Annotated in this window: 11 protein-coding genes; 7 read left to right on the top strand and 4 right to left on the bottom strand. The window is 73.7% G+C overall.

Features of this window, described 5'->3' with window-relative positions; all coding sequences use genetic code 11:
* Nucleotides 1–41 precede the first annotated feature (41 nt).
* The 3 genes from ACZ7D7_RS03575 to ACZ7D7_RS03565 all read right to left on the bottom strand — a co-directional run bounded on the left by ACZ7D7_RS03575 (nucleotide 42) and on the right by ACZ7D7_RS03565 (nucleotide 10,856).
* Nucleotides 42–5,474 (bottom strand): SDR family NAD(P)-dependent oxidoreductase, encoded by a 5,433-nt coding sequence (locus tag ACZ7D7_RS03575; protein ID WP_470822003.1) that lies wholly within the window; start codon nucleotides 5,472–5,474, stop codon nucleotides 42–44.
* Nucleotides 5,471–8,821: a type I polyketide synthase gene (locus ACZ7D7_RS03570; RefSeq protein WP_470822002.1), complete on the bottom strand. Its 3,351-nt coding sequence runs from the start codon at nucleotides 8,819–8,821 to the stop codon at nucleotides 5,471–5,473. The genes ACZ7D7_RS03575 and ACZ7D7_RS03570 overlap by 4 nt, the downstream gene beginning before the upstream one ends.
* Nucleotides 8,822–8,930: 109 nt before the next feature.
* The gene (locus ACZ7D7_RS03565) at nucleotides 8,931–10,856 is read right to left on the bottom strand and encodes an AfsR/SARP family transcriptional regulator (RefSeq protein ID WP_470822000.1); all 1,926 of its coding nucleotides are present in this window, start codon (nucleotides 10,854–10,856) and stop codon (nucleotides 8,931–8,933) included.
* A 441-nt stretch (nucleotides 10,857–11,297) separates the two neighbouring features.
* Between ACZ7D7_RS03565 and ACZ7D7_RS03560 the strand changes: the two genes are divergently transcribed.
* Nucleotides 11,298–11,960 (top strand): helix-turn-helix transcriptional regulator, encoded by a 663-nt coding sequence (locus ACZ7D7_RS03560; protein ID WP_470821998.1) that lies wholly within the window; start codon nucleotides 11,298–11,300, stop codon nucleotides 11,958–11,960.
* A gap of 112 nt (nucleotides 11,961–12,072) precedes the next feature.
* Nucleotides 12,073–13,413, top strand: a complete 1,341-nt coding sequence (locus tag ACZ7D7_RS03555) for an NAD(P)/FAD-dependent oxidoreductase (protein WP_470821997.1) — start codon at nucleotides 12,073–12,075, stop codon at nucleotides 13,411–13,413.
* 165 nt (nucleotides 13,414–13,578) lie between these two features.
* On the opposite strand, the gene ACZ7D7_RS03550 is transcribed toward ACZ7D7_RS03555, so the two are convergent.
* A complete protein-coding gene (locus ACZ7D7_RS03550) occupies nucleotides 13,579–15,129 on the bottom strand; it encodes an MFS transporter (RefSeq protein ID WP_470821996.1) in 1,551 nt (516 codons plus the stop codon).
* 205 nt (nucleotides 15,130–15,334) lie between these two features.
* Here ACZ7D7_RS03550 and ACZ7D7_RS03545 point away from each other — a divergent pair, with 205 nt between their 5' ends.
* The 5 genes from ACZ7D7_RS03545 to ACZ7D7_RS03525 all read left to right on the top strand — a co-directional run bounded on the left by ACZ7D7_RS03545 (nucleotide 15,335) and on the right by ACZ7D7_RS03525 (nucleotide 26,228).
* On the top strand, nucleotides 15,335–15,736 hold the full coding sequence (locus ACZ7D7_RS03545) for a nuclear transport factor 2 family protein (RefSeq protein WP_470821994.1): 402 nt from the start codon (nucleotides 15,335–15,337) through the stop codon (nucleotides 15,734–15,736).
* Nucleotides 15,737–15,832: 96 nt separating this feature from the next.
* On the top strand, nucleotides 15,833–17,095 hold the full coding sequence (locus tag ACZ7D7_RS03540; protein ID WP_470821992.1) for an NAD(P)/FAD-dependent oxidoreductase: 1,263 nt from the start codon (nucleotides 15,833–15,835) through the stop codon (nucleotides 17,093–17,095).
* A complete protein-coding gene (locus tag ACZ7D7_RS03535) occupies nucleotides 17,092–18,348 on the top strand; it encodes a cation:proton antiporter (protein ID WP_470821991.1) in 1,257 nt (418 codons plus the stop codon). The genes ACZ7D7_RS03540 and ACZ7D7_RS03535 overlap by 4 nt, the downstream gene beginning before the upstream one ends.
* 84 nt (nucleotides 18,349–18,432) lie before the next feature.
* On the top strand, nucleotides 18,433–20,097 hold the full coding sequence (locus tag ACZ7D7_RS03530; RefSeq protein WP_470821989.1) for an NAD(P)/FAD-dependent oxidoreductase: 1,665 nt from the start codon (nucleotides 18,433–18,435) through the stop codon (nucleotides 20,095–20,097).
* Nucleotides 20,098–20,099: 2 nt separating this feature from the next.
* The gene (locus ACZ7D7_RS03525) at nucleotides 20,100–26,228 is read left to right on the top strand and encodes a type I polyketide synthase (protein ID WP_470821988.1); all 6,129 of its coding nucleotides are present in this window, start codon (nucleotides 20,100–20,102) and stop codon (nucleotides 26,226–26,228) included.
* The last annotated feature ends 116 nt before the right edge of the window (nucleotides 26,229–26,344 follow it).

Here is a 26,344-nt window from a genome sequence, read left to right as displayed (position 1 = left end):
TCCCTGCCCGGCCGGACCGGGCCCGGCCGGGCAGGTGTGGGTCAGAGCGTCAGCACTTCGGTGTCCGCGGCGTCGGCGCTCGGGTCGTCGGCGTCGGCGAGCACGGACAGCGCCGCCAGCTGGCGGCAGACCAGATCGGTGATCTCGGCGGGCGTGCCGCCGAGCAGGGTGCCGGTGGCCACGTCGGCGCCGAAGTCCGCCAGGAGCTGGTTGCGGAGCTGGATGGTGGTCAGCGAGTCGAAGCCCATCTCGCTCAACCGCCGGTCCGCGAACACCGGGCGCAACGTGTCCCGCTCCTGCCCGGTCATCCCCAGCAGACGGCCGGCCCGGACGAGGAGCTCCTCCTGGACGGTGGACCGCACCGCCTGGGGGTCGGACACCGCGAGCCGGGCCAGCTCACGGACCCGGCCGGCATCGGCGACGTCCTCCCGCGGCCCGGCCCCGTCGGCGGCGACGGCCGGAAGCAGGTCGGTCAGCAGGGTGTACGGCGGTCGGCGCCGCCCGGCGGCGAAATTCGCCCAGTCGACCGTGACGACACAGCCGCGGGACGTGCCGCCGAGCGTCCCGAGCGCATCGAGCGCGGCGTCGGTGGCCAGCGGGGTGACCCCCTCGGCCGTGTACCGGGCCAGGATCTGCGGGGCGGCGGCCATGCCGAACTCCGCCCACGGGCCCCAGTTGACGCTCAGCGCGGGCCGGCCGTGGTGGTGCCGGTGCTCGGCGAGGGCGTCGAGGAACGCGTTCGCGGCGACGTAGCCCGCCTGGCCCGCGGCGCCGAAGAGCGAGGCGATGGAGGAGTACAGGACGAAGAAGTCGAGCTCCAGCCCGGCCGTGTGCAGGTGCAGCAGCCAGGAGCCGCGGACCTTCGGGTCGAGCGCCCGGCGCAGCCGCCGCGCGTCGTGGTTCTCCAGGGTCGCGTCCGGGTTCACCCCCGCCGCGTGCACGACGCCGCGCAGCGGCGGCAGGTCGGCCGCCGCCCCGGCGAGCAGGTCCCGCACCGCGTCGTCGTCCGCGAGGTCGGCGGCGCGCAGCGTCACCTGGACGCCCGCGGCGCGCAGTTCGGCCACGGCGGGCGGTTCGGCGGCGGGGCGCGACCGGCCCACCAGCAGCAGGGACCGAGCCCCCCGGCCGGCCAGCCACCGCGCGGTGGCCAGGCCGAGGGCCCCCCAGCCGCCGGTGATCAGATAGGTGGCATCCGCACGGACGGGCATCGGGTCCTCGGTGGAGGCGGGCTGTTCCCGCAGCCGTGCCTCGTACCACTGTCCGTCCCGTACGGCGAGATGCCCGGAGCCGGGCAGTGCCGCCGCGCGGCGCAGCAGCTCGGCCGTGTCCGGCTCGGGCGCCGCGGGATCGAGGTCCAGGTGGACGCAGCGCAGCCCGGGATACTCGGACGGCACGACACGCAGCAGCCCGGCCGCCGCGCTCTGCCGTACATCGGGGTCGTCCTCGCCGGGGCGCGGCGCGGTCGCGCCGGTGCTGCACAGCACCAGGTCGGGCCGGTCCACGGCGTGTTCCCGCACCGTTTCGCGCAGGACGGTCAGGGCGGACTCGGCGAGCCCGTACGTCGCGGTGACCGTCTGCCCGGCGTCGGCATCGGCGCCGGCGCCGGCCGCCAGGCGGACGAGGACACCGCGCACGGGCCCGGTGGACTCGCCGCCGGGCCGTACGGTGGTTCCGTCGGCGTCGACGACGATCCGCTGCGCGGTGCTTCCGTCGGGGGTGACGGTGTGCACGTGCCAGGTGCCGGCGGGCACTTCGGCGTCGGCGGCGAGCTGGTCCGACGGCTGCCAGACGGTGGCGTAGCGGCCCGGTGCGGTGGCACGCGCGGGGAACGCGGAGCGCGGCACCGCGCGCATCACCAGTCCGCGCACAGCGACGAGCCGCTCCCCGTGCTCGTCCAGCAGGGTCAGGTCCAGGGCACCTTCCGGCGCGTGCGCGGTGCGCTGCCAGCGGGCCTCGCACCAGACCCGGAGCGGAAGCCGCTCGTGGGCGACGAGGCGGTCGAGGCCGGTGGGAACCCACGGGTCGGGCTCCCCGGAGGTGAACACACCGACGGTCTGGACGCACGCGTCGAGAACCACCGGGTGCAGTCCCGCGTCGTCCGGCGCGCCGTCACCGGCGTCGTCCGGGACCTCGATCAGGGCCACCGCCCGGTCGCCCTCGGACCACAGGCGGCGGATCGACCGGAACGCGGGCCCGTAACCGAGCCCGATCCGGTCGAACCGCTCGTACAGGTCCGCGGGGTCCCGCTCGGTCATCCCGTGGCGCAGCGCGGCGGGGTCGACGGGGGCGGGCCGTGCCTCGGCGTCCGGTCCGGCGGCGGCCGCCTCGACATGCGTCCGCCACTCGCCCCGCGCGCCGTCGGCCCTGCTGAGGCAGCGGATCGTCCCGTCCTCGCGGACGACGGTCTGCACGGTGATCGTCGCGCCGTCGGGCACGGGCAGGAAGCTCGTGAAGGCGGCGCCCGTGATCGACCAGCCGCCGTCGGCGTCTCCCGACCGGGCACGGCCCGCGGCGAGCAGCCAGTCGAGCATCGCGCTGCCCGGGAGCACGGCCGTCCCGCCCAGCCGGTGGCCGCTCAGGTACCAGGGCCGTTCGGTGGTCAGCGTCTGCCCGAAGCGGCGTTCGGCGGTGTCCGCCAGCTCGATCTCGCTGCCCAGCAGCGGCCGCCCCTCGGCGGGCCGGGGGCCGGCCGCGGACGGCTGCGCCAGCCAGTGCCGCCGCCGCTGGAAGGGGTAGGTCGGCAGGTCCGCCCGGCGCGGTGCGGGACCGAACAGGTCCGCCGGCCAGCGCACGTCCGCACCGTCGGCCTGCAGCCGGGCCAGCGCGGTCAGCAGCGTGCGGGCCTCGGGCCGGCCGGACCGCAGGACGGCCGCCGTGTCCTCGCTGCGGGCCGCGACGCCGCTCTCCTGCGCGAGCCCGGACAGCGTGGCGCCCGGCCCCAGCTCCAGGAAGCCGTCCACTCCGTTGCGGGACAGCTGTCGCAGGCCGTCCAGGAAACGGACCGGGCGCCGCAGCTGATCGGCCCAGTAGTCCGGCGAGCACAGTTCCTCGTCGGTGGCGACGAGGCCGGTGACGTTGGAGACCAGCGGGATGCGCGGCGGGTGGAAGCGCAGGCCGCGCGCGACGGCGCGGAACTCGTCGAGGACCGGGTCCATCTGCGCCGAGTGGAAGGCGTGGCTCACCCGCAGCCGGCGGGTGGCCCTGCCCCGCGCGGCCCACACTCCGGCCACCCGGAGAACGGCCTTCTCCGCGCCCGAGATCACGGTCACCGTCGGCGAGTTGACCGCGGCGATCGACACGTCGGGCTCGTCCGCCAGGGTGTCGCGCAGTTCCTCCTCGGTCGCCGTGACCGAGACCATCGCGCCGTTCCCGGGAGCCGCCTGCATCAGCCGGGCGCGGGCGCCGACCAGCGCGCAGGCGTCCGGCAGCGACAGCACTCCCGCCGCGTGCGCCGCGCTCAGTTCGCCGATCGAGTGGCCGAGCAGATGACTCGGCTCCGGACCGAAGGAGCGCACCAGGCGGAACAGCGCGGTCTCCAGGGCGAACAGCGCGGGCTGGGCGTAGCCCGTGCGCTCCAGGACCGCGGCGCCCGCCGGCTCGTCGGCGAAGACGATCTCGTGCAGCGGCCGGTCGAGCAGCGGGTCGAGATACGCGCACACCTCGTCGAAGGCGTCCGCGAACACGGGGAAGGCCGCGTGCAGTTCACGTCCCATGCCGGGACGCTGGGCGCCCTGCCCGGGGAACAGGAAGGCGAGCGAGCGGAGCCGGGCGACGCCCGTCACCGCCCCGGGCGGGCAGGTGCCGTGGGCCAGCTCCTGAAGCGAGGCGAGCAGGTCGTCCCGTTCGCCCGCGAGGACGGTCGCGCGGTGCTCGAAGACCGTACGGGTGGTCGCGAGGGCGTGCCCGAGACCGGCCGCGTCGAGCGCGGGGTCGGCCGCCAGCACGGCGTGCAGCCGGGCCGCCTGGGCGCGCAGCGCCGCCTCGTCGCGCGCGGTGACGGTGACCGGGACCGGGACCGGGACCGGGTGCCCGGCCGTGGCGCCGGGCGTGGGCGCGGGCGCCGCGGGTTCGGAGGGCTCGGGTGCCTCGGGTGCCTCTTCCAGGATCACGTGGGCGTTGGTGCCGCTGATGCCGAACGAGGAGACCGCGCAGCGGCGGGGCCGGTCGAGCGCGGGCCACGGGGTCGGCTCGGGAATCAGACGGACGCCGCTGTCCGCCCAGTCGACGTGCGGGGTGGGCCGGTCGGTGTGCAGGGTGGCCGGCAGCAGCCCGTGCCGCATCGCCAGCACCATCTTGACCACGCCCGCGGCACCGGCCGCGGCCTGGGTGTGCCCCAGGTTGGACTTCAGCGAGCCGACGAGGAGATCGGCCGCGCCGGCGCGTTCCGGCCCGCCGTACGCGGCGATGAGCGCGCGGGCCTCGATCGGGTCGCCCTGCGTCGTGCCGGTGCCGTGCGCCTCCACGGCGTCGACCTCGGCGGCGGTGAGTCCGGCGTTCTCCAGCGCCTGCCGGATCACCCGGGTCTGGGCGGCGCCACTGGGTGCCGTCAGGCCGTTGCTCGCACCGTCCTGGTTGACGGCGGAACCGCGGATCACTCCGAGCACCCGGTGGCCCCGCTCCTGTGCGACGGAGAGCCGCTCCAGCAGCAGCATCACCGCGCCCTCGCTCCAGGCGGTGCCGTCGGCGGCCGCCGAGAAGGGCTTGCAGCGTCCGTCCGCGGCCAGCCCGCGCTGCCGGGCGAACTCCAGGAACATCCCCGGGTTCGGCATCACCGAGGCGCCGCCCGCCAGCGCGAGCTCGCACTCGTCCGACCGCAGCGCCCGGCAGGCCTGGTGCACGGCGACCAGCGAGGAGGAACAGGCGGTGTCGACCGTGACCGCGGGGCCGGTCAGGCCCAGCGTGTAGGCGATCCGGCCGGAGGCGACGCTGCCCGCGGTGCCGGTGAGCAGGTACCCGGAGGAATCGGCGGTGGCCTGGTCCAGGGTGCCGCCGTACCCGTTCTGGCTCAGCCCGGCGAAGACGCCGGTGGAACTGCCGCGCAGCGAGGCGGGGTCGATGCCGGCCCGCTCCACGGCCTCCCAGGCGGTCTCCAGAAGCAGCCGCTGCTGGGGGTCGGCGGCGGCGGCCTCGCGCGGGGACATCCCGAAGAACGCCGCGTCGAAGTCGGCCGCGTCGTGCAGGAAGCCACCGCTGCGGGTGTAGGTCCTGCCGGGGCGCCCGGGCTCGGGGTCGTACAGGCCGTCGGTGTCCCAGCCGCGGTCGGTGGGGAATCCGGAGATCGCGTCCGCCCCGTCGGCGAGCAGCTGCCACAGCCGCTCCGGGGAGTCGGCGCCACCGGGCAGGCGGCAGCCGATCCCGACGACGGCGACGGGTTCGCTCGCCCGCCCCTCGACTTCCCGCAGCCGGGCCTTCGCCTGGTACAAGTCGAGCGTGATCTTCTTCAGGTACTCGGTGAGCCGGTCTGCGTTCGTCACAATTCGCCTCTGCTGTCGATGAGATCGAGAATCTCTTCGGGGCCGGCTGCGAGGATCGCCGCGGTGAGGTCGGGCTGTGTCCGCTCGCCGTCGATCCGCCGCAGGAGGGCGCGCAGCCGGGTCAGCGCCGTGCGGCGGACGGTGGCGTCCACTTCACCGGAGGCGAGGGCCGCGCCCAGCGAGTCGACGTGGGCGAGCAGCGACTGTCCGGGCTGTTCGGCGGCGCCGTCGAGCAGGGTGCCGACGTGCCGGGCCAGCGCCTGCGGGGTCGGGTGGTCGTAGGCGACCGCCGTGGGCAGGCGCAGCTCCAGCGCGCTCCCGAGCCGACCGAGGAGTTCCACCAGTCCCAGCGAGTCGAAGCCGAGTTCGCGGAAGGTCCGGTCGACGGGCAGGGAACGGGCACTGCGGCCGAGTACCGCGGCGGCATGGTCGGTGACCAACTCGGTTACGCGGCGCCGGAGTTCGGCGGCGGACACGGGGGGCTTCGCCGGCCCGGCCGGGGGGCCCGCCGGGGGTTCGGCGGGCGGCTCGTCCGCGGGCAGCGGCCCGTCCAGCCAGTACCGCTCCCGCTGGAAGGCGTACGTCGGCAGGTCGACGGGGCCGCCCCCGCCGGGCGGCAGTACGGCGTCCCAGTCGACGGGGACGCCGTGGTTGTGGGCCTCGGCGAGGGCGGTGAGGAACTGTGCCCGGCCGCCCCGGCCGCGGCGCAGCGTGCCCGTGACGAAGGCCTGGCGGCCGGCGGTGTCCAGGGTGTCGCGCAGGCCGGTCAGCAGCACGGGGTGCGGACTGACCTCGATGAACGTCGTGTGACCCGACGTCAGCAGGGCGCCCACGGCGGTGTCGAACCGCACCGTGTGCCGCAGATTGCGGTACCAGTAGTCGGCCGTCAGCCCGGTCGTGTCCAGGCGGGTGCCGGTGACCGTGGAGTAGAACGGGATGGTGCCGGAGGTGGGGCGGATGCCGGCGAGAGCCGTCAGCAGCGGCTCGCGGACCTCCTCCACCTGGCGCGAGTGACAGGCGTAGTCGGAGGTGACGGGACGCGTCTCGATGCCGGATCCCGCGAGGGCGACCCGGAATGCGTCCAGGGCCGTGGGCGTACCGGAGACGACACAGGCGTTCGGGCCGTTGACCACCGCGATGTCGAGTTCGCTGCTCAGGGCGGTGAGCCGGGCGGCGACCGCTTCCGCGCCCTCGGCCACCGCGAGCAGACCGCCCCGGCCGGAGAGCGCCGACGCGGTCAGGCCACGGCGCGCGATCAGGAGCGCCGCGTCGTCCAGGGAGAGCGCGCCGGCGACGTGCGCGGCGGCGACCTCGCCCTGGGAGTGGCCGGCGACGGCGTCGGGGACGACCCCGGCGGAGCGCCAGAGGGAGGTCAGCGCCACCATCACGGAGAACAGCAGGGGCTGGCTGACGTCCGCCCGTTCCAGCAGGGCCGGGTCGGCCCGGTCCCCGGCGCGCAGCAGGTCCATCGGTGACCAGTCGAGGTGCGGGGCGAGCGCGTCGGCGCACTCGGCCAGCCGCGCCGCGAACACCGGTTCGGTGGCGAGGAGTTCGGCGGCCATGCCGGGCCACGGCGAGCCCTGCCCGGGATACAGCAGGGCCACGCGGCCGGGCGCCTTCACGCGCGTGGTCACCCCGGCGGCCGGGGCGCCCTCGGCCAGGGCGACCAGCCCGGAACGCAGCGCCTCGACGTCGGCGCCCACGACCGCCGCACGGTGCGAGAAGGCGGTCCGCCGGGTCGCCAACGCCCGCGCCACGGCGGCCGCGTCCACCTCGGGCCGCCTGTCGGTGAACTCCGCGAGCCGCAGGGCCTGGCCGCGCACGGCGGCTTCCGAGCGCCCGGACACCAGCCACACCACCGGCTCCGGCGTCGCGCCGGCCGCCGGGGCGTCCGGGGCCGGAGCGTCGGCCGCCGGATCCGGCACCGCACCCTCCTGTGCGGGCGCGACGACGGGAGCGTGGCCGGGGACCGGGTCCGCCGCGCCTCTCGGCGCCGGCACGAGGCCCGTCCCGACCGCACCGCGGGCCGGCGGTTGCGGCTCGACGGCCGCCGGGGCCGGGGAGGCCACGACCACGTGGCAGTTGGTGCCGCCCAGGCCGAAGGAGCTGACACCGGCGAGCAGCCGGCGGTCCGGCTCCGGCCAGGGGCGGGGCGTGTCGACGACCGCGAGGTTGAGGTCGGTGAGCGGGATGTCCGGGTGGGGCTCGGCGAAGTTCAGGCTGGCCGGCAGGGTGCGGTGCGCCATGCTCAGCGCGGTCTTCAGCAGCCCCACCACACCGGCGGCGCCTTCCAGGTGGCCGACGTTGGTCTTGGCGGACCCGACCAGCAGCGGTGCCGACTCGGGCTTGTCGCCGCCGACGGCGGCACCGAGGGCCCCGGCCTCGACGCGGTCGCCCACCCGGGTGCCGGTGCCGTGCAGCTCGACGTACTGCAGATCCGCGGGGGAGACGCCGGCGTCGGCGCAGGCGGCGCGCACCACGTCCTGCTGGGCGCGGCCGTTCGGTACGACGAGGCCCTCGTCGGCGCCGTCGTGACCCACCGCGCTGCCGAGGATCACGCACCGGACGCGGTCCCCGTCGGCCAGCGCCGCGTCCAGCGGCTTGAGGAGCAGCAGGCCCCCGCCCTCCCCGCGGACGTAGCCGTTGCTCCGGGCGTCGAAGGTGTGACACCGCCCGTCGGGGGAGAGCGCGCCGAACCGGGCGACCCTCAGCGTGGAGTCGGCCAGCAGGTTGAGGTTGACCCCGCCGACCAGTGCGGCGGTGGACTCCCCGCGGCGCAGGCTCTCGCAGGCCAGGTGGACGGCGACGAGCGAGGAGGACTGCCCGGTGTCCACGGTCATGCTGGGCCCGCGCAGGCCGAGGAGGTGCGACAGCCGGTTGGCGATCAGGCTGCGCTGAGTGCCCGTCAGGCTGTGCCGGCCGATCCCGGACGGACCCCGGCGGGCGGCCAGCGCGGCGTAGTCGTCCATGATGACGCCGACGAATACGCCGGTGCGGGTGCCGGCCAGCGCGGCGGGAAGAATTCCGGCGTGTTCCACGGCTTCCCAGCCGAGTTCCAGAAGGAGCCGCTGCTGCGGATCCATGGCGGCGGCCTCACGGGGAGACACTCCGAAGAAATCGGCGTCGAAAAGGTCGACTTCGGGCAGGAAGCCGCCGATGCGTATGTCGTCCGGAAGTGGATTGCCTCGCTCCCAGCGATTCGCGGGCGCCTCCGACACCGCGCTTCGTGAATGCGCGAGTAATTCCCAGAAGGATTCCGTGTCCGGTGCGCCTGGAAGACGGCAGGAATATCCGACTACCGCGATCTCCGATGCCCTTCCAGGGTGGATCGACGTGTTTCGTCGCATGACCCTTGCTCCCCCGATGAGTCCGTTGCCGTGGCAATTCTTCTTGCCTCGTCGGCTCGGTGTCTGAATTCTGCCCGACTGATGTCGGCCACGGCGCCTCCGATATTGCTCAGGAGCGGAAGTCGGTGGCCGAGTGCATCACCCCGACGAGATCGGGACCGACCGGGACCGGTTGCCGCAGCAGCCGGTCCCGCGCGCTGCCCCGGTCGGCCCGGGTGCCACGGCCGCATTCCGCGGCGTACAGCCCGATGAGGTTGATGAAGCGGAACCGTCCGCGGCCCACTTCCTCCAGGAGGTGGTGATCGGCCAGGACGGCCAGATGACGGGTGGCCACCTCGGGGCTCAGACCGGCCGCCGCCGCGGCGCCGAGCACGGTGATCGGCTCCGATTCCAGCTGCCCCAGCAGGCCGAACATCCGCGCGGTGGCCTCCGGCAGCAGCCGGACGGAGGCGTAGAAGGCCGTCCGCAGGCTCGCCGCGACGTCGTCCTCGACGGCCAGCCAGTCGAGGCTCGCGGAGCAGGGCGCGTGGTCGTCCATCAATTCCGCCAGCGGCAGCGCGGGCTTGGAGAACAGGCCGGCCGCCGCGATCCGCAGGGCGAGCGGCAGGTGGCCGCACATCCGGGACAGCTTCAGGGCGGCCTTCCCCTGGCCCTTGAGACGGTCCCGGCCCACGAGGCGGGCCAGCAGCTCGACGGACTCCTGCGGCGCGAGCGGGCCGATCTCGATCCGGTACGCGCCGTCCCGGGCCGCCAGCCCGAACTGCCGCCGCCGGCTGGTGACCAGGACACAGGCGGGTCCGCGCGGTATCAGGGGCCGTATCTGCTCGGCGTGGAGCGCGTCGTCGAGCACGATCAGCACCCTGCGTCCGTGCAGCAGACTGCGGAAGAGCGCGGTGCGTCCCGCCAGGTCCGCGGGCAGCCGCTCCGGGGTGACGCCGAGGCTGCCCAGTAACTGGGCGAGCACCTCGCAGGCGTCCAGCGGGGCGCGGTCGGGGTGGGAGCCGTGCAGGTCGACGAAGAACTTGCCGTCCGGGTAGCGGTCACCGAGCTCGTGGGCGAGCTGGAGCGCGACGGCGGTCTTGCCGACCCCGGGCGGACCCTCGACCACGGCCACCGCCGCCTGGCCCTCACCGTTCTCGCGCTCGACGACGTTGCGCAGCCGGGCCAGTTCCTCGACGCGGCCGGTGAAGCCCCGGGCACCCGGCGGGAGCTGGGCGGGGCGGACCGAGGGGGCCGTCGCCGGGGCGGCGCCCCGGACGGCGCCCCTGACGGTGCCGGCGGCCGGAACCGTGGCGCGCAGCGCGAGCCCCGCGTGGTCGCCGAGGATCTGCTGGTGCAGCCGGCGCAGGTCGGTGCCCGGGTCGATGCCCAGCTCCTCCTGCAGCAGCTGACGGGTCTCGCGGTAGACGGCGAGGGCGTGTGCCCGCCGGCCGGAGCGGTGCAGGCCGAGCATCAGCAGCCAGCGCAGTCGCTCACGCAGCGGGTCCCTGGCGATCATGTCCGTCAGCACGGTGATCGCCTCGGCGTGCCGGTCGGCGGCGAGCAGGGCCTCCGCCCACTCCTCGACGGCCGTCAGCCGCACTTCGTGCAGCCGGGCCCGCTCCAGCGCCGCGAAGGGCCCGGGTACGTTGGCGTACGCCTCGCCGCGCCACAGCGCGTGGGCCTCCTCGTACGCCGCGATCCCGCCATCCCGGTCGCCCTCCGCGAGGAGCCGGCGGGCCCGGCCGTGTGCAAGGGCGAAGCGTCCGGCGTCGATCGCGGCGGGGTCGACGGACAGGGCGTAGCCGCCGCCGGCCGAGACCAGCACCCCGCTCGACTCCCTCCGGCCGCGGTCGGGCTCCAGAATCCGGCGCAATCCGGCGACGTAGGTGTGTACGCAATTGACGGCGGATTGCGGGACATCGCTGCCCCAAACGGCATCAATGATCTGATCTATTCCGGCTACCCGGTCGACCTGGCTCGCCAACAGACCGAGAACCGCGCGCTGTTTGGGCGGTCCGAGTGGCACTTCACCCTTTTCGTTCCACGCTCGCATTGAACCCAGGAGTTCAAGACGCATTTATTCCTCATCCCCGTCGCCGAGTAGACGCCGACTTCACTGTGACCCTGGTGGCATCTGCTGTCACCGCCGATATTGCTCAGCGCTCGTTCGCGTGGATCTTCCGATCGACGGGGCCGGTGGTGGGGCGCTCAAGGGGCAGCGCCCGGGTGGCGTGCGGGAAGTCCGCCCGTCACTCCGGTCCGCGTGGTGAACACACGTCACATCTGACGCCGGTGTACCGAGCCGCGCCGCTGTATACGCGCGTCACACTCTCTTGACGGTGTGTTTGGCCGTCTGCTTCTCTGACGCGCAGCTATCCCGGGGCCGACTGGCTCCGCGGAGGACGGGGGTCCTGTGCGCACGGAGATCGAACGGGTCGTCAGCGGTATACGAGTCGGGTACGGGGAAGAACTCACACTCGCTCAGCTGGGCGCGATGGCAAGGCTGAGTCCGTTTCACATGGCACGGGTGTTTCGGGAGCAGACGGGCCTGCCGCCCGTCTCTTTCCTGACCGCGGTGCGGCTGGAGGAGGCACGGCACCGGCTGCTGCACAGCTCGGACAGCGTGGCCGACATCGCGGTTCAGTGCGGCTACACCAGCATCAGTTCGTTCACCACCCGTTTTACCAAGGTCGTCGGTGTCTCGCCCGGCCGCTACCGCCGGCTCCAGTCGCTGGGCGCGGAGGTGGTCGACTTCGTCGGAGCACACGACGCCCCCGTCGCGTACGGCTCCGTCCTGGGATGCGTGGAGCGGGCGGACGGACTCGACCACGAGCCCGTGTACGTGGCCGCGTTCGCGGTGGGCGGGAGCGCCGGTGCGTGTCCGCCGCCCAGGTCGGCCCGGTGCCGCAGGGTCGAGCGGGGAGCCGGGCCGTGGTGCATCCCGCATGTGCCCGAAGGGCGTTGGATCGTGCAGGCCGTCTCCCGTTCCGCGGGGACCGGGCCGCGCTCCGTCGTGATCGGCACCAGCCAGCCCCTGCGCCTGCGGCGTGGTGAGGTGGCCCGCGTGGCCCTGCGGCTGGAGCCGCCGGCGAGCGTCCATCACGACGACGCCCGGTTCCTTCTCGGCCAGGCGTTACCGGAGTTGTTCGCGTCCTGAAGCGGCCCGGTCCGCGGTTGAGCAACCACGAAGGCGACAGCCGCCGGCCCGCCCGCCGAGACTCCCCGTGATGCCGCGAACTCGCGCGGCCCAGGGGAATTGGGGAGTCGTGATGGGAGCGATCGGCGGCCACGCGGTGGTGATCGGCGGATCGATGGGCGGCATGGTGGCCGCCCGCGTGCTGTCCCGCAGATACGGGCAAGTGACCGTGCTGGACCGGGACAGCCTGCCGGACACGGCCGAGAACCGGCGAGGTGTGCCGCAGAGCGGGCACGCGCACGCCCTGCTGATCAGCGGACGCATGAAACTGGAGGAACTGTTCCCCGGTCTGACGCACGAGTTGATCGGCGGCGGAGCGGTTCCCTTCGACCCGGGCTCGGACCTGGCGTTCCATCAGATGGGCGCCCTGCGCACCCGGTTCACCAGCGGCAAGCTGGGCATCAGCCAGAGCCGCGCCTTCCTGGAGCACACGGTCCGGGGCCGGATCCGGGACCTGCCCAACGTGGAGATCGTCGACCGGACGGCGGTGAACGGGCTGATCTGCCGGGCGGGCCGCATCACCGGGGTGGAGACCGACGCGGGTGACATGGCGGCGGTCGACCTGGTGGTGGACGCCACCGGCCGCAGCGCGGGCCGGGCCGACCGCTGGCTGGAGGAGTTCGGTTTCGAGACGCCGGAGACGGTCACCGTCAAGATCGACGTCGGGTACACGACGCGGCTGATGCACCGGCCGCCGGGCGACCGGCTGCGGGACGACGCGCTGCTGTACCTGATGGCCGCCACGCCTCCGGACGACAAGCGGGCGGCTGCCGTCTTCGCGATCGAGGGCAACCGCTGGATGGTGACGCTGGGAGGCTGGCACCGGGCGCACAGCCCCGTCGACCCGGACGGTTTCCTGGCCTTCGCGAAGGCCTTGCCGAGTCCGCACGTCGCCGAACTGCTCGGCCGGGCCGAACCGCTGGACAAGGGGGACGCGCACAAGTTCACCTACCCGCAGGCCCGGCGGCGCTTCTTCGAACGGCTCCGGCAGCCGGCGGCCGGATACGTGGCCCTGGGCGACGCGATCTGCAGTTTCAACCCGCTCTACGGGCAGGGCATGACGGTGGGCTTCCTGGAGGCCGAGGCACTCGGCCGGACCCTGGACCGGTTCGGGGCGGCGTCGACGGCCATGGCTCGGTCCTACTACCAGGCCGCCGCGCAGGCGATCGCGATCCCCTGGCAGATGGCCACCGGCGGGGACTTCATGTACCCCGAGACCGACGGCCCGAGGCCGATGGGCGCCGCCCTGATCAACCGTTACGTCAAGCGGGTCATGCTCGCCAGTCACGTCTCCGTCGACGCGCACCGGGTGATGCTGGACATGCAGCACCTGCTGGTGCCGCCGACCGCCGTCCTGAAACCGCGCACGGTGGTCCGTTCCCTGTGGGCGGCGGGCCGCTCACCGGCCGCCTGACGGCCGTTCCCCGCACGACGCGACCGCCCGCCGCCCCGGACAGGGGCGGCGGGCGGTCGTCGTTTACGGCCTGGAGCCGGTGCCCGCGGGGGCACCGGCTCCAGGGCCGCGGACGGCCGCCCGCGCGGGGGATGTGACGGGCGGCCGCGTCTGTGGGGCGGGTGATCAGCCCATGGGCATGCCCGCCGTGCCGCTGAGCGCGGCCAGGTCGCGGCGCCGCACCTTGATGACGACCAGGGAGGTGACCAGTGCCACGGCGATGATGGCCACGCCGGCCCAGTACGCGGTGGTGACACCGTGCGTCAGGACGGCGTCGCCCCAGGGGGCGGGCAGCGTCTGCGTCTTCGCGAACGCGGCCTGCTGCTCGGGGGACCCGTTGGCGAGGAAGTCCGGGATCTGTTCCTTCGCCTCGTTGCGGCTCGCCGTCCCGAACACCGTGACCAGGATGGACAGGCCGAGCGCGCCGCCCACCTGCTGGGTGGCGTTCAGCAGGCCCGAGGCGGCGCCGGCTTCGTCGTGACTGACGCCCGACACGGCGGTCAGGGTGAGGGTGACGAACGTCAGGCCGAGTCCCAGGCCGAACAGGACCATCGGCCACAGCACGCCGCTGGTGTAGCTGCTGTCGGGGGAGATCTGGGTGAACCAGAGCATCGCCGCGGTGACGAGAGCCGTGCCGGCGACCAGGAGCGGCTTCGGGCCGACACGCGGCAGCAGCGGCTGGGCCGCGCCGGCCGAGACCAGGATGGCCACCGTGACGGGCAGGAAGTTCACGCCGGTGCGGATCGGGCTGTAGCCGAGCACGTTCTGCACGTAGAGCACCAGGAAGAAGATCAGGCCGAGCAGTGCGGCGCCGAGCGCGAGCATGATGACGTAACTGCCCGAGCGGTTCCTGTCGGCGAAGAACTTGAGCGGAGTGATCGGCTCCCGGACCCGGCGCTCCACCAGGACGAAGGCGACGAGCAGCACGGCGGCGGCGACGAAGGCGGAGATCGTCCAGGTGTCCGTCCAGCCGTCCTCGGAGGCGCGGATGAACCCGTACACCAGGGACGCCATGCCGAGCGTGGAGGTGAGCGCGCCGGGCACGTCGAAGCGGCCGGCGCGGCGCTCCGACTCGGGAACGGCGATCGGGGTGAGGACCGCGATCAGCAGGCCGATCGGCAGGTTGATGAAGAAGATCCAGCGCCAGTCGAGCCATTCGGTGAGCATGCCGCCGGCCAGCAGGCCGATCGCGCCGGCGCCGCCGGAGACCGCCGCGTAGACGCCGAGTGCCTTGGTGCGCTGCGGACCCTCCGGGAAGGTCGTGGTGATCAGGGCCAGCGAGGTGGGCGAGGCGATCGCGCCGCCGATGCCCTGCAGAGCGCGCGCGGCGAGCAGTTGCCAGGGCTCCTGGGCCACGCCCGCGAACAGCGAGGCCAGGGTGAACAGCAGGATGCCGGCCATGAAGACCCGCCGCCGTCCGAGGATGTCGCCGATCCGGCCGCCGAGCAGCAGCAGGCCGCCGAAGGTCAGCGTGTAGGCGTTGACCACCCACGACAGGTCAGAGGTGGAGAAGTCGAGGGCGCTCTGGATGTGCGGGTTTGCGATGTTCACGATCGTCGAGTCGAGGACCACCATCAGCTGGCAGCCGGCGATGACGGTCAGCGCGAGCCGGGGCCGTGAGGGCCCGGCTTTGGCCGCCACCGGGGCCCCCTCGACTTCGAACTGCTCGGTCGTCACTGTCTTCTCCTCCCGGGTGGGAGTCCGCAGGGATTTTCTTAGTCCGTAACTAGAGTCGCACTCTAGCAAAGCTGGCGGCCCTCGTCGCGCGCTCCGGGCAACTGCGCAATAGCGGAGGTGACGGCCTCTCTCGCGCGCGCACAGACTCGGCAGCGCGGTCGCCCCGAGGCGCCCGCGCTTTCGTTGGAACGAGGGGAGTCCGGACATGTCGGAACAGACCACGGCCGTCGTCGAGCGGCTGTACGAGGCACTGGAGAAGGCGGACATCGAGACGGTGCTGGCGATCTTCCACCCCGAGGTGAAGATCACCACCCCGCCGTCACTGCCCTGGTCCACCGGCTACTACGAGGGGCACGCCGGCGCCGGTGCGTACTTCACGGGCGCTCTGGAGTACCTGGAGGAGACCAGCTTCAAGGTCGAGGAGATCAGGGTGTCCGGGGACTGGGCCGCCGCCATCGGCGACTGGTACGGCCGCTTCCGCGAGAGCGGCGGCGAGTTCGACGTGCGCTTCGTGCACTTCTGGGAGCTGAGCGAGGGCCGCGTGGTGCGCACCGAGGGCATCTCGGACACCGACGGCATCGTCCGCGCCCACCGCGGCACCGCCTGACGACTGGGTGCAGACGTCGTCCAGAAGGTCTTCAGGTACCCCGGTCAACACTTGGCCGCACCGCACACCGAATCGGGCACACGGAGGGGACTTGCCATGACGTCCACAATGTTCGGGGTACCTGAGGAGTTCGACGTCGTCGTGATCGGCGGCGGTCCCGCCGGCTCCACCACGGCGGGGCTGCTGGCCAAGCAGGGGCACAGCGTCCTGGTGCTCGACCGGGAACGGTTCCCGCGCTACCACGTGGGTGAGTCGCTGATCCCCGCCTTCATGCGCCCCATGGAAGAGCTGGGCATCACCGAGCGCATGGACGCCCGCGGCTTCGAGCGCAAGTACGGCGGGACGCTCGTGTGGGGCAACAAGCAGGTGCCGTGGAACTTCTCCTTCGTCGAGGGAGGCGCCTACCCCTACGCGTACCACACCCGCCGGGCCGACATGGACTCGCTGATCCTCGACCGGGCCCGCGAGCTCGGCGCCCACATCATCGAGGACGCCACGGTCAAGGAGCCCATAGAGGAGGACGGCCGGGTCGTCGGCGTCCGCTTCTCGCTGCGCGGCGCCGACCAGACCTACGAGGCCCGCGGCAAGATGGTCATCGACGCCTCCGGGCAGTCCCGTCTCCTCAGCCGCCGGTACGCCGAGGTGACGTGGCACGAGGAGCTGCGCAACGTCGCCGTCTGGACGTACTTCGACAACTGCGAGCGGCTCGCGGGCGACGAGTACACCAACATCCTCATCGAAGGTCTCGACGAGGGCTGGTTCTGGGCGATCCCGCTGGACAAGGGGACCATCAGCGTCGGCTACGTCACCCGCTCCTCGCAGGTCGGCAAGACCGACAAGTCGCTCCAGGACCTCTTCATGGCCGAGGTCGGGCGCAGCACCAAGCTCAAGCAGATGCTGGCCAACGCCAACCAGTCGGCCGGCTGGCGCACCGCGCGCGACTGGTCGTACACCAGCCAGTCCTTCCACGGCAACGGCTGGGTCTGCGTGGGCGACTCCGCCGCCTTCGTCGACCCGCTGTTCTCCACCGGCGTCGCGCTGGCCACCCTGGCCGGCAGCGTCCTGTCCAAGATCGTCCACCAGGTGCTCCTGCACCCGGAGATCGAGGAGCAGGCCCTGAAGCGGTACGCCACCGCCTACCGCGGCTTCTTCGACGAGATCCGCGCCTTCGTGGAGCGGTTCTACGACCGCACCAAGTACAAGGAGTTCTACTACAGCCTCGCCCAGGAGATGGTCGACCCCGACAAGGAGCGCGAGCCGTCGGCCGACTTCGTGCAGCTGATCTCCGGCCTCAGCGGCAAGCACCCCATGCTCAACCTCTCGCTGGACGACCTGGTCGAGGGCGCGGATCTGTCGTGAGCAGCCACCAGGTCCAGCTGCTGTTCGTCGACATCGCCCTGATCCTGTTCCTGGCCCGCGGGCTCGGACACCTGGCGAAGCGGCTGCAGCAGCCTCCTGTGGTCGGCGAGATCCTCGCGGGGGTGCTGCTGGGGCCCACCCTGCTGAACGGAGCGGTCTCCGACGCGCTCTTCCCGAGCGACGTCAGACCGCTCCTGACCGGCATGGCCAATGTGGGCGTGGCGCTCTTCATGTTCGGCGTGGGCCTGGAACTGGACGGAACGGCACTGCGGGGGCGGGGACGGACCACCGTCGGGACGGCACTCGGCTCCATCCTCGTGCCCTTCGTGCTGGGGCTGGGGCTCGCGGTGTACCTGGCCCGGGAGCACGCCCCCGACGACCGCGCGGCCTTCGTGGTCTTCTTCGGGCTCGCGGTCTCGGTGACCGCGTTCCCGGTGCTGGCCCGCATCCTGACCGACCGTGGCCTGAGCACCACCACGGTCGGCGGGCTGGCCCTGGCCACGGCGGCGGCCGTCGACGTGGTGGCCTGGGCGGCTCTCGCCGGCATCCAGGCCTCGGCCGGCGACGGCTCCGGCCACTGGAAGGTCGCCCTCGCGCTGCCGTTCCTCGGGGCGATGGTCGTGATCGTGCGGCCGCTGCTGCGCCGAGTGCTGATGCCGGGTGGCCGCCCGGTCGCCTTCTCCGCCCACCACCTGGCGATCGTGCTGATCCTCGCCCTGCTCTCGGCCGCCGCCACCGAGGCGATGGGGATGCACTTCATCTTCGGTGCCTTCCTGTGCGGCACGGTGATGCCCCGTGCCGGGGCCGACACCCTGCGCGAGGAGATCCACCGCCGTACCGAACAGGTCACCGGACTGCTGCTGCCCGTCTACTTCGTGGTCGCCGGCCTCAACGTCGACCTCAGCGGCATCGACGGCGGCGCGCTCCTGGACCTCGGCCTGATCCTCGTGGTCTCGGTCGTCGGCAAGTTCGGCGGCACCTACCTGGGCGCCCGGACCCAGGGGCTCCAGTCGCGCCCCGCCGCGGCCCTGGGCGTACTGATGAACACCCGCGGTCTGACCGAGCTGGTGATCCTCGGCGTCGGCCTCCAACTCGGCCTGCTCAACGGATCGCTGTACTCGCTCATGGTCGTCATGGCCGTGGTGACCACCGCCATGACCGGGCCGCTGCTGTCCCGGGTGTACCGCAAGTCGGTGGACATCCCACCGGTCCCGGTCCGCGACCGCAAGCCGGCCGCGACCGTCCGGAGCTAGCGCCGCGGCCCCACCGGGCCCCGGCACCGGACCGATCGTGCACCAGGTCCCAACTGCCCGCAGACAGACGGAAGGACAACGAAGATGGCGCGCACCAAGCCGGTACAGCAGCGCAATGACTACGACGTGGCGATCCTCGGCAGTGGCATGGCCGGCGGCATGCTCGGCGCGGTGCTCGCCCGCAACGGCGTCCGTGTGCTGTTGCTCGACGCCGGGACCCACCCCCGGTTCGCCGTCGGCGAGTCCACGATTCCCTACACCTCCGGCATGACCAGGCTCATCGCCGACCGCTACCAGGTCCCGGAGCTGATGCCGCTGTCCAGCTTCAAGGGGATCCGCAAGCACGTCTCGCGCAACTGCGGGCAGAAGCAGAACTTCGGGTTCGTCTACCACCGCGAGGGCCGGTCCCAGGTGGCGACCGAGGTGAACCAGCTGGTGGTCCCCTCGGCGATCCGCACCGAGACCCACCTGTTCCGGCAGGACATCGACGCCTACCTGTTCCACGTCGCCGTGAAGTACGGCGCCCACCCCCGGCTCGCCACCCGGATCGCCGACGTGGAGATCGACCCGGACAGCGGCGCCGTGCTGCGCACCGACAGCGGCGAGGAGTTCCGCGCCAACTACGTCGTGGACGGCAGTGGCTTCCGCTCCCCGCTCGCCGACAAGTTCGGCCTGCGCGAGACCCCGACCCGGGCCCGCACCCACTCGCGCACCCTGTTCACGCACATGGTCGGCGTGAAGCCCTTCGACGACTCACCGACCGCCGCCCGCCGCCACAACCAGCCCAACCCGTGGCACCACGGCACCTTGCACCACGTCTTCGACGGCGGCTGGCTGTGGGTCATCCCCTTCGACAACCACCCCGAGTCGCTCAACCCGCTGTGCAGCGTGGGCCTGACCCTCGACCCCAGGGTCTTCCCCAAGGGCGAGCTGTCCGGACAGCAGGAGTTCGACGAGTTCCTGGCCCGGTTCCCGGAGATCGCCTGGCAGTTCGAGGGTGCCAAGGCCGTCCGCCCCTGGGTCTCCACCGGGCGGCTGCAGTACTCCGCCCACCAGGTCGTCGGCGAGCGCTTCTGCCTCACCTCGCACGCCGCCGGCTTCATCGACGCCCTCTACTCGCGCGGTCTGACCAACACCCTGGAACTGGTCAACGCCCTCGGCTGGCGGCTGATCGCCGCTTCCCGCGACGGAGACTGGTCCAAGGAGCGCTTCGACTACGTCGAGAACCTCCAGCAGGGCCTGTTCGACTTCCACGACGACATCGTCTACAGCTCCTTCGTCGGCTTCCGCGACTACGAATTGTGGAACGCCGTGAACCGCACCTGGATGCTCGGCACCATGCTCGGCAACGTGATGCTGGAGGACGCGTATTACCGCTTCCAGCGCACCGGCCGCGAGGACGTCTTCCTGGAACTCGAGCGCAGCAAGCACCCCGGCTCCCCGCTGCCCGTGAGCTCCGGCTTCAACGAGATGGGCAACCTCACCCGCGAACTGTGCCTGGCCGTCGAGGACGGAAAGGTCTCTCCCGGCGACGCCGCCGGACGGATCCTCGACCACATCCGGGGCGCCGACTTCATCTCCCCGGGCTTCCGGCTCGGCGAACGAGGCACCCGCTGCTTCGACATGTCGCCCGGCAAGATGGCCAAGAACGCCGTGTGGTGCCGGCGCGAGGCGCCGCCGGAGATCGGCCCCCGCATGATCAACGCCAGCAAGGGACTGGTCCGGATGCGACTGCGCGGTGGCGAGTGACCATGGCCGAACCCATCGCCGTGGTCGGCATGGCCGGCCGCTTCCCCCAAGCCCCCGACACCGACAGCCTGTGGTCGCTCCTGATGGAGCGCGGTGACGCCATAGGCCCGATACCCGCCGAGCGCTGGGACACCTCACAGCCGCTCGACCCCGAGAAGGACATCCAGGCCGTCGGAGGATTCCTGGACGGGGTGGACCGCTTCGACGCCGCCTTCTTCGGCGTCTCCCCGCGCGAGGCGGCCGCCATCGACCCGCAGCAGCGCCTGCTCCTCGAAGTCGTCTGGCGCACCCTGGAGGACGCCGGCCGGCCGGCCGCCGCCCTCTCGGGCAGCCGCACCGGCGTCTACGTCGGCGCCTCCTGGCACGACTACGAACTGCTCCGCGTCAACCGTGGCGCCCGCCCCACCCCGCACAGCCTGTACGGAAACGCGCTGGACATGGTCGCCACCCGGCTGTCGTACTTCCTCAAGGTGCGCGGCCCCAGCATGACCGTCGAGACCGGCTGCTCCTCCTCCCTGGTCGCCCTGCACCTCGCCGTGCAGGCCCTGCGCAGCGGCGAGGTGGAGGGGGCCGTCGTCGGCGGCGTCAACCTGATGCTCGACCCGCACGTCACCGTCGGGCTCACCCACTTCGGCGGCCTGTCCCCGGACGGCCGGTGCCAGGCCTTCGCCGCCTCCGCCAACGGATTCGTCCGCGGCGAGGGCGTCGCCGCCGTGTACCTCAAGACACTCAGCCGCGCCCGCGCCGACGGCGACCGCATCCACGGCGTTGTCGTCCGCACCGTCGTCAACAACGACGGCGGCGGTGACACCCTCGTCACCCCCAGCCCCGACGGGCAGGAGGACCTGCTGCGCCAGGCGTACGGCAGCGGCTCCGAGCCCCTGATCCAGCCGGCGTACGTCGAGGCGCACGGCACCGGCACCGGACGCGGCGACCCGATCGAGGCGACCGCGCTGGGCCGGGTCCTGGGCCGGCACCGCACGCCCGACGACCCCCTGTACATCGGCTCGGTCAAGACCAACATCGGTCATCTGGAGGCCAGCGCGGGCATGGCCGGCCTGTTCAAGCTGCTGCTGGCGCTGCGGCACCGGACCGTGCCGCCCAGCCTGCACTCCGCCGAACTGAACCCGGCCATCCCCTTCGACGAACTCAACGTCCGCGTGGTGCGCGAACCGCTGGCGCTGCCCACCGAAGGGCCCCTCCACGTGGGGGTCAACTCCTTCGGCTGGGGCGGCACCAACGCCCACGTGGTGCTCGCCGCGCACGACGACGAGCCCGCCGTCCCGGCCGCCGTCCCGGACACCGGACTGCCGGCCCTCGTCACCGTCTCCGCCCGGGAGACCGCGGTCCTCGCCGAGCAGGCGAGCCGCCTCGCCGCCGCCGTGCCCGACGACCCCGGCGCCCTGCCCGAGCTCGCGGGCACCCTGGCCTGGCGCAGGGACCACTTCCCGCACCGCGCGGGCCTCGTCGCGGACACCCCGCAGGAACTGCGCACCGCGCTCGCCGCGCTCGCCGGGAAACCCGACGGCGAGGCGACCGGCCGGGCCGTACCCTGCGGCCGCGTCGCGTTCGTCTTCCCCGGCCAGGGCTCCCAGTGGGACGGCATGGGCCAGGAACTCTTCCGGGACAGCCCGCTGTTCGCCGAGACCGTCACCCGCTGCGCCGAGGCCCTGCGCCCGCACGTCGACTGGGACCTGCTCGACATCTTCGCCGGCCGGGCCGACGACGAGTGGACCACCCGCATCGACATGCTCCAGCCCGTGCTGTGGGCGATGTCCCTCGGCCTGGCCGAACTCTGGCGCGCCTGCGGCGTCGAACCCGACGTGGTCCTCGGCCACAGCCAGGGCGAGATCACCGCCGCCACCCTGGCGGGCATCCTCAGCTACGAGGACGCCGCCCTGGTGATGGCCCGCCGCAGCGCCATCGCCCGCCGCACCTCGGGACAGGGCCGGATGCTCGCCGTCGACCTCGACCGGGACGCCGCGCTCGCCGCCCTGGAGGGCTTCGAGGACAGCATCTCCCTCGCCGTGCACAACGGCCCCAACTCCTGCGTCCTGTCCGGCGAGAAGGAGTCCGTGCTCGCCCTCAAGGAACTGCTGGAGGCCGAGGGCACGTACTGCCGTCTGGTCAACGTCGACTACGCCTCGCACAGTCCGCAGATGGACCCGTTGCGCGAGGACCTGCTCGACGCGCTGGCCCCGACACGCCCCCGCCCCGGCGCCGTCCAGCTCATGTCCACCGTCCGGGTGCGGCCGCTGGACGGGCCCGAGATGGACGCCGCGTACTGGGTGGAGAACCTGCGCAGCCCCGTCCTGTTCTCCGACACCATGGAGGCCCTGCTCGACGACGGCGTCACCCACGTGGTGGAGATCAGTCCCCACCCCGTGCTCGCGCCGGCCGTCGGACAGCTCACCGCCGACCGCTCCGCGTCCGCCGCCGTCCTCACCACGCTGCGCCGTCACCACGGCAGCGCCGCGGACTTCACCGGCGCGCTCGCCGCCGCCTACACCGCCGGCCTCGAGCCCTTCGGCGGCCTGCCGAGGACCGCTCTGCTGCCGTTGCCCGGCTATCCGCTGCGGCAGGACACCTACTGGACGACCGGCCGGCCGGGCGGCACCGGCGCCGCCCGGGGCCTCGAACCGCAGCTCGCCCCCGCGCCGGGTGACATCCGCCGCTGGCACGGACTGCTGGAGCCGTCCGTCACCGACCTGCCCTGGCTCGCCGACCACCAGGTGCACGGCACCCCGGTGCTGCCCGGCGCGGCCGTCCTCGCCGCGGCGCTCGCCGGCGTACGGTCCCGGACCGGGCGGCTGCCGGCCGGCCTGGAACACATCGCCTTCCACAAGGGGATCCCGCTCGGCGACGGCCCCGCGCGGCTCGCCGTCGAGTGGACCGAGGACGCCGCCGACAGCGGTGCGCTGCGGGTGCTGACGCTGTCCGACGGCAGCGAGCACTGGGAGGAGAACGCCACGGCCCGCGCCGTGCTGGGCGACGCCCCGCACCCGGCGGCCGCCCTCCCGGACTGGGCGGGCACCGCCGAACCGGCGGCGGCCGAGGAGCTCTACCGGGTCTGGGCCGAGCGCGGGCTGGAGTACGGGCCCGCCTTCCGGACCGTCAGCTCCCTCGCCGTCACGGCCGACGGCGAGCAGGCCGTGGGCGAGGTGGTGCTGTCCGAGCGGTTGCGCGCGGCGAACCGGCCGCACGGCCTGCACCCCGCCCTCTGGGACGGCGCCCTCCAGGTGTCGCTCGCCCTGGTCCCCGCCGACGGATCGCGGGAAGCCGTGGTGCCGACGGCCGTCGAACGGGTCGTCGTCACCGGTGCCTTCGCGGAACCCGTCACCGCCCTGTGGTCGCACGCGGTGCGGCGCGCGGACGGACTGTTCGACCTGCACCTGTTCGCCGCGGACGAGGACCGGGCCCCGCTGCTCGCGGTCGTCGGCCTGCGCTTGACACCGCTCGCCGACGGCGGCCCGGACGAACCCGCCGACGCCGAACTGCTGCACCGCATCGAGTGGACCCCACTGCCCGGACTCGCCGACGAGCCGGTCGTGGAGCCCGGCCGGTGGGTGGTCGTCGGCGACGGCACGGACGCGGACGTGATCGGCAAGTCACTCGCCGACCGGGGCGCGGACACCCTGCGCGTCGGCCCCGGAGAGGAACTCGGCGAAGCCACGGGCGTGGTCTTCGTGGCGCCCGGTGAAGACGCCGGACCGGAGGCCCGGACGCAGGGCCTGCTGCGGCTCGCCGCCCTGGCCGGTGCGTGCGCCGCGCGGCCCGTGCCCCCGCGGCTCGCCGTCGTCACCCTCGGCGCGCAGGGGGTCCTGCCGGACGACAGCCCGGACCCCGGGGCGGCCCTCTACTGGGGCTTCACCCGCGTGCTGCGCCGCGAACACGCCGAACTCACCCCCCGGCTGATCGACCTGGACCCCGCCGACCCGGACCGCGGCGCCTCCTGCACGGCCGAGCTGCTCGCCGCGGGCGCCGACGCCGAGGACCAACTGGTCCTGCGGACCGGCCGGCGGCTGGCTGCCCGGCTGACCCGCGGCCCGGCCGGCGATCCGGTGCCCCTGCCCCGCGCGCGCACCCCGCACCAGCCCTTCCGGATCGGCCCCGACGCCGTTCCCGTCGCGCTCGTGCGCCGCTCGCCCGGACCCGGCGAGATCGAACTGGAGACCACCGCCGCGACCACCGCCGACGGCCCGGCCGGGCACTGGGCGGGCTGCGCCGGCCGGGTGGTCGCCGTCGGCGAGGCGGTGAGCGGGTTCGCCGTGGGCGACCGGGTCGTCGCCTGCGCTCCCGTCGGCGCCGCCAGTCACGTCACCGTACGGGCGGACCTCGCGAGGCCGCTGCCCGTGGGAATCGACGACGTGGCAGGGGCCGCGCTGCCGATCCCCGCCGCCACGTCCTGGTACGCCCTGGCGGAGTCGGCGCGGGCCGGCTTCGGCGACCACGTCCTCGTCCACGTGACCGGGGCGACGGGCCTGATGGCCGTGGCCGTGGCCCGCCACTTGGGGGCCCGCGTACTGGCGACCCTTCCGGACCACGACGCCGCGCTGAAGGGCCACCCCCTGCTCGACGGGGCCGAGGTGTTCGACGCCGGGGACCCGGGGTGGCCCGAAGCCGTTCGTGCCACGCTCGGCGGGCGGGGCGTGGACGTCGTGATCGGCCGTCCGCGCGGTGCGAGCCCGGACCGGGCCCTCGCGGCCCTGGAGCCCGACGGGCGGGCCGTGGGCTTCGACGGCGCCCTGCCCGGTCCTGCCGCGCTCCCGGACGGCGCCGCCCTGTTCACCGTGGACCCGCGGGGTCTGCTGGAACGGCGCCCCGACCGCTTCGGAGCCGCCCTCGCCGCGGCCTGGGACTGGGCCGCCACGGCCCCGCTCCTGCCGACCGCCCCGCGCACCTTCGCCGAGGCGGCCGACCGCACCGGCGGGACCGGCGCGACCGGCGCTCCGGCGCCGGGCACCGCCGTCACCACCGTCCTGACCGACCCGTCCACCGTCGACGCGGTGGCGGCGGTGCCGATGCCCGGCGGAGCCTTCCGCGCCGACGGCAGCTACCTCGTCACCGGCGGCCTGGGCGCGCTCGGCCTGTCGCTGGCCGGGTACCTCGCCGAGCACGGCGCGGGCGCCCTGGTGCTGCTCGGCCGCTCCGCCCCCGGTCCCGACGCCGCGGCGGAGATCGACCGGATCACCGCGCTCGGCACACAGGTCCGCACCCTGCGCTGCGACGTCTCCGACGCCGCCGCCCTGGGCGCGGCCCTGGAGACCGTACGCGCCGAACTCCCGCCGCTCCGGGGCGTGGTGCACGCCGCCGGTGTGCTCGACGACGCCACCGTCGGCAATCTCACCGCCGAGCAGCTGGAACGGGTCCTCGCGCCGAAGACCGTCGGCGCGGCACACCTCGACCGGCTGACCGCGGGCGACCCGGTGGAACTCTTCGTGCTGTTCTCCTCCGCCGCGGGACTGGTCGGCAACGCCGGTCAGGCCGCGTACGCGGCGGCCAACGCGGGACTGGACGCGCTCGCCGAGGCGCGCCGCCGGCGCGGCCTGCCCGCGCTCAGCGTGCAGTGGGGTCCGTTCACCGGCATCGGGCTGGCGGCGAGCGAGGAGGCGCGCGGCGCGCGCCTCACCGAGCGCGGCATGGGCGGCATCCCCGCCGAACAGGCCTGGCCCGCCCTCGCCCGGATGCTGGCGGGCGACCTGCCGGTCGTGGGATACGTCCCGATCGAACTGCGGCAGTGGTTCGACGCCTACCCGGACACGGCGGCCCTCGCCAGCTGGGAGCGGCTGTACGCGGCCACCCGCGACGGCGCGGGCGGCACGGCGACCGGCGGGGAGTTCCTCGCCCACCTGCTGGCGGCCGAGCCCGCCGACCGGATCGCCGCGGCCCGGGAACGCGTCCGGGACCTGGCCGGCCGCGTCCTGCGGCTCGACCCGGACCGGATCGACGGCGGCACTCCGTTCAAGTCCCTCGGACTGGACTCGCTGATGAGCCTGGAGCTGCGCAACCGGCTGGAGGCCGCCTTCGCCACCCGCCTGTCCCCGACCCTGCTGTGGGCGTACGGCACGACCGAAGCGCTCGCGGAGTACCTCTGCGCGCAGCTCGATCCCGCCGAGCCGGGCACCGCCTGAGCCCGACGGCGCCCGGCCGGCCAGGACTCCGAGCACGGAGCGGCCGGCCGGGCGCCGCAGATCGCACCTCCGATCGCCCCATTCACCGGACCGACACCCACCGGACCAGACCGCGA

The sequence above is a fragment of the Streptomyces sp. NPDC037054 genome, assembly GCF_055606745.1.
The sequence above is the reverse complement of the archived record's forward strand: the minus strand, read 5'-3'. Positions and strand labels throughout refer to the sequence as shown.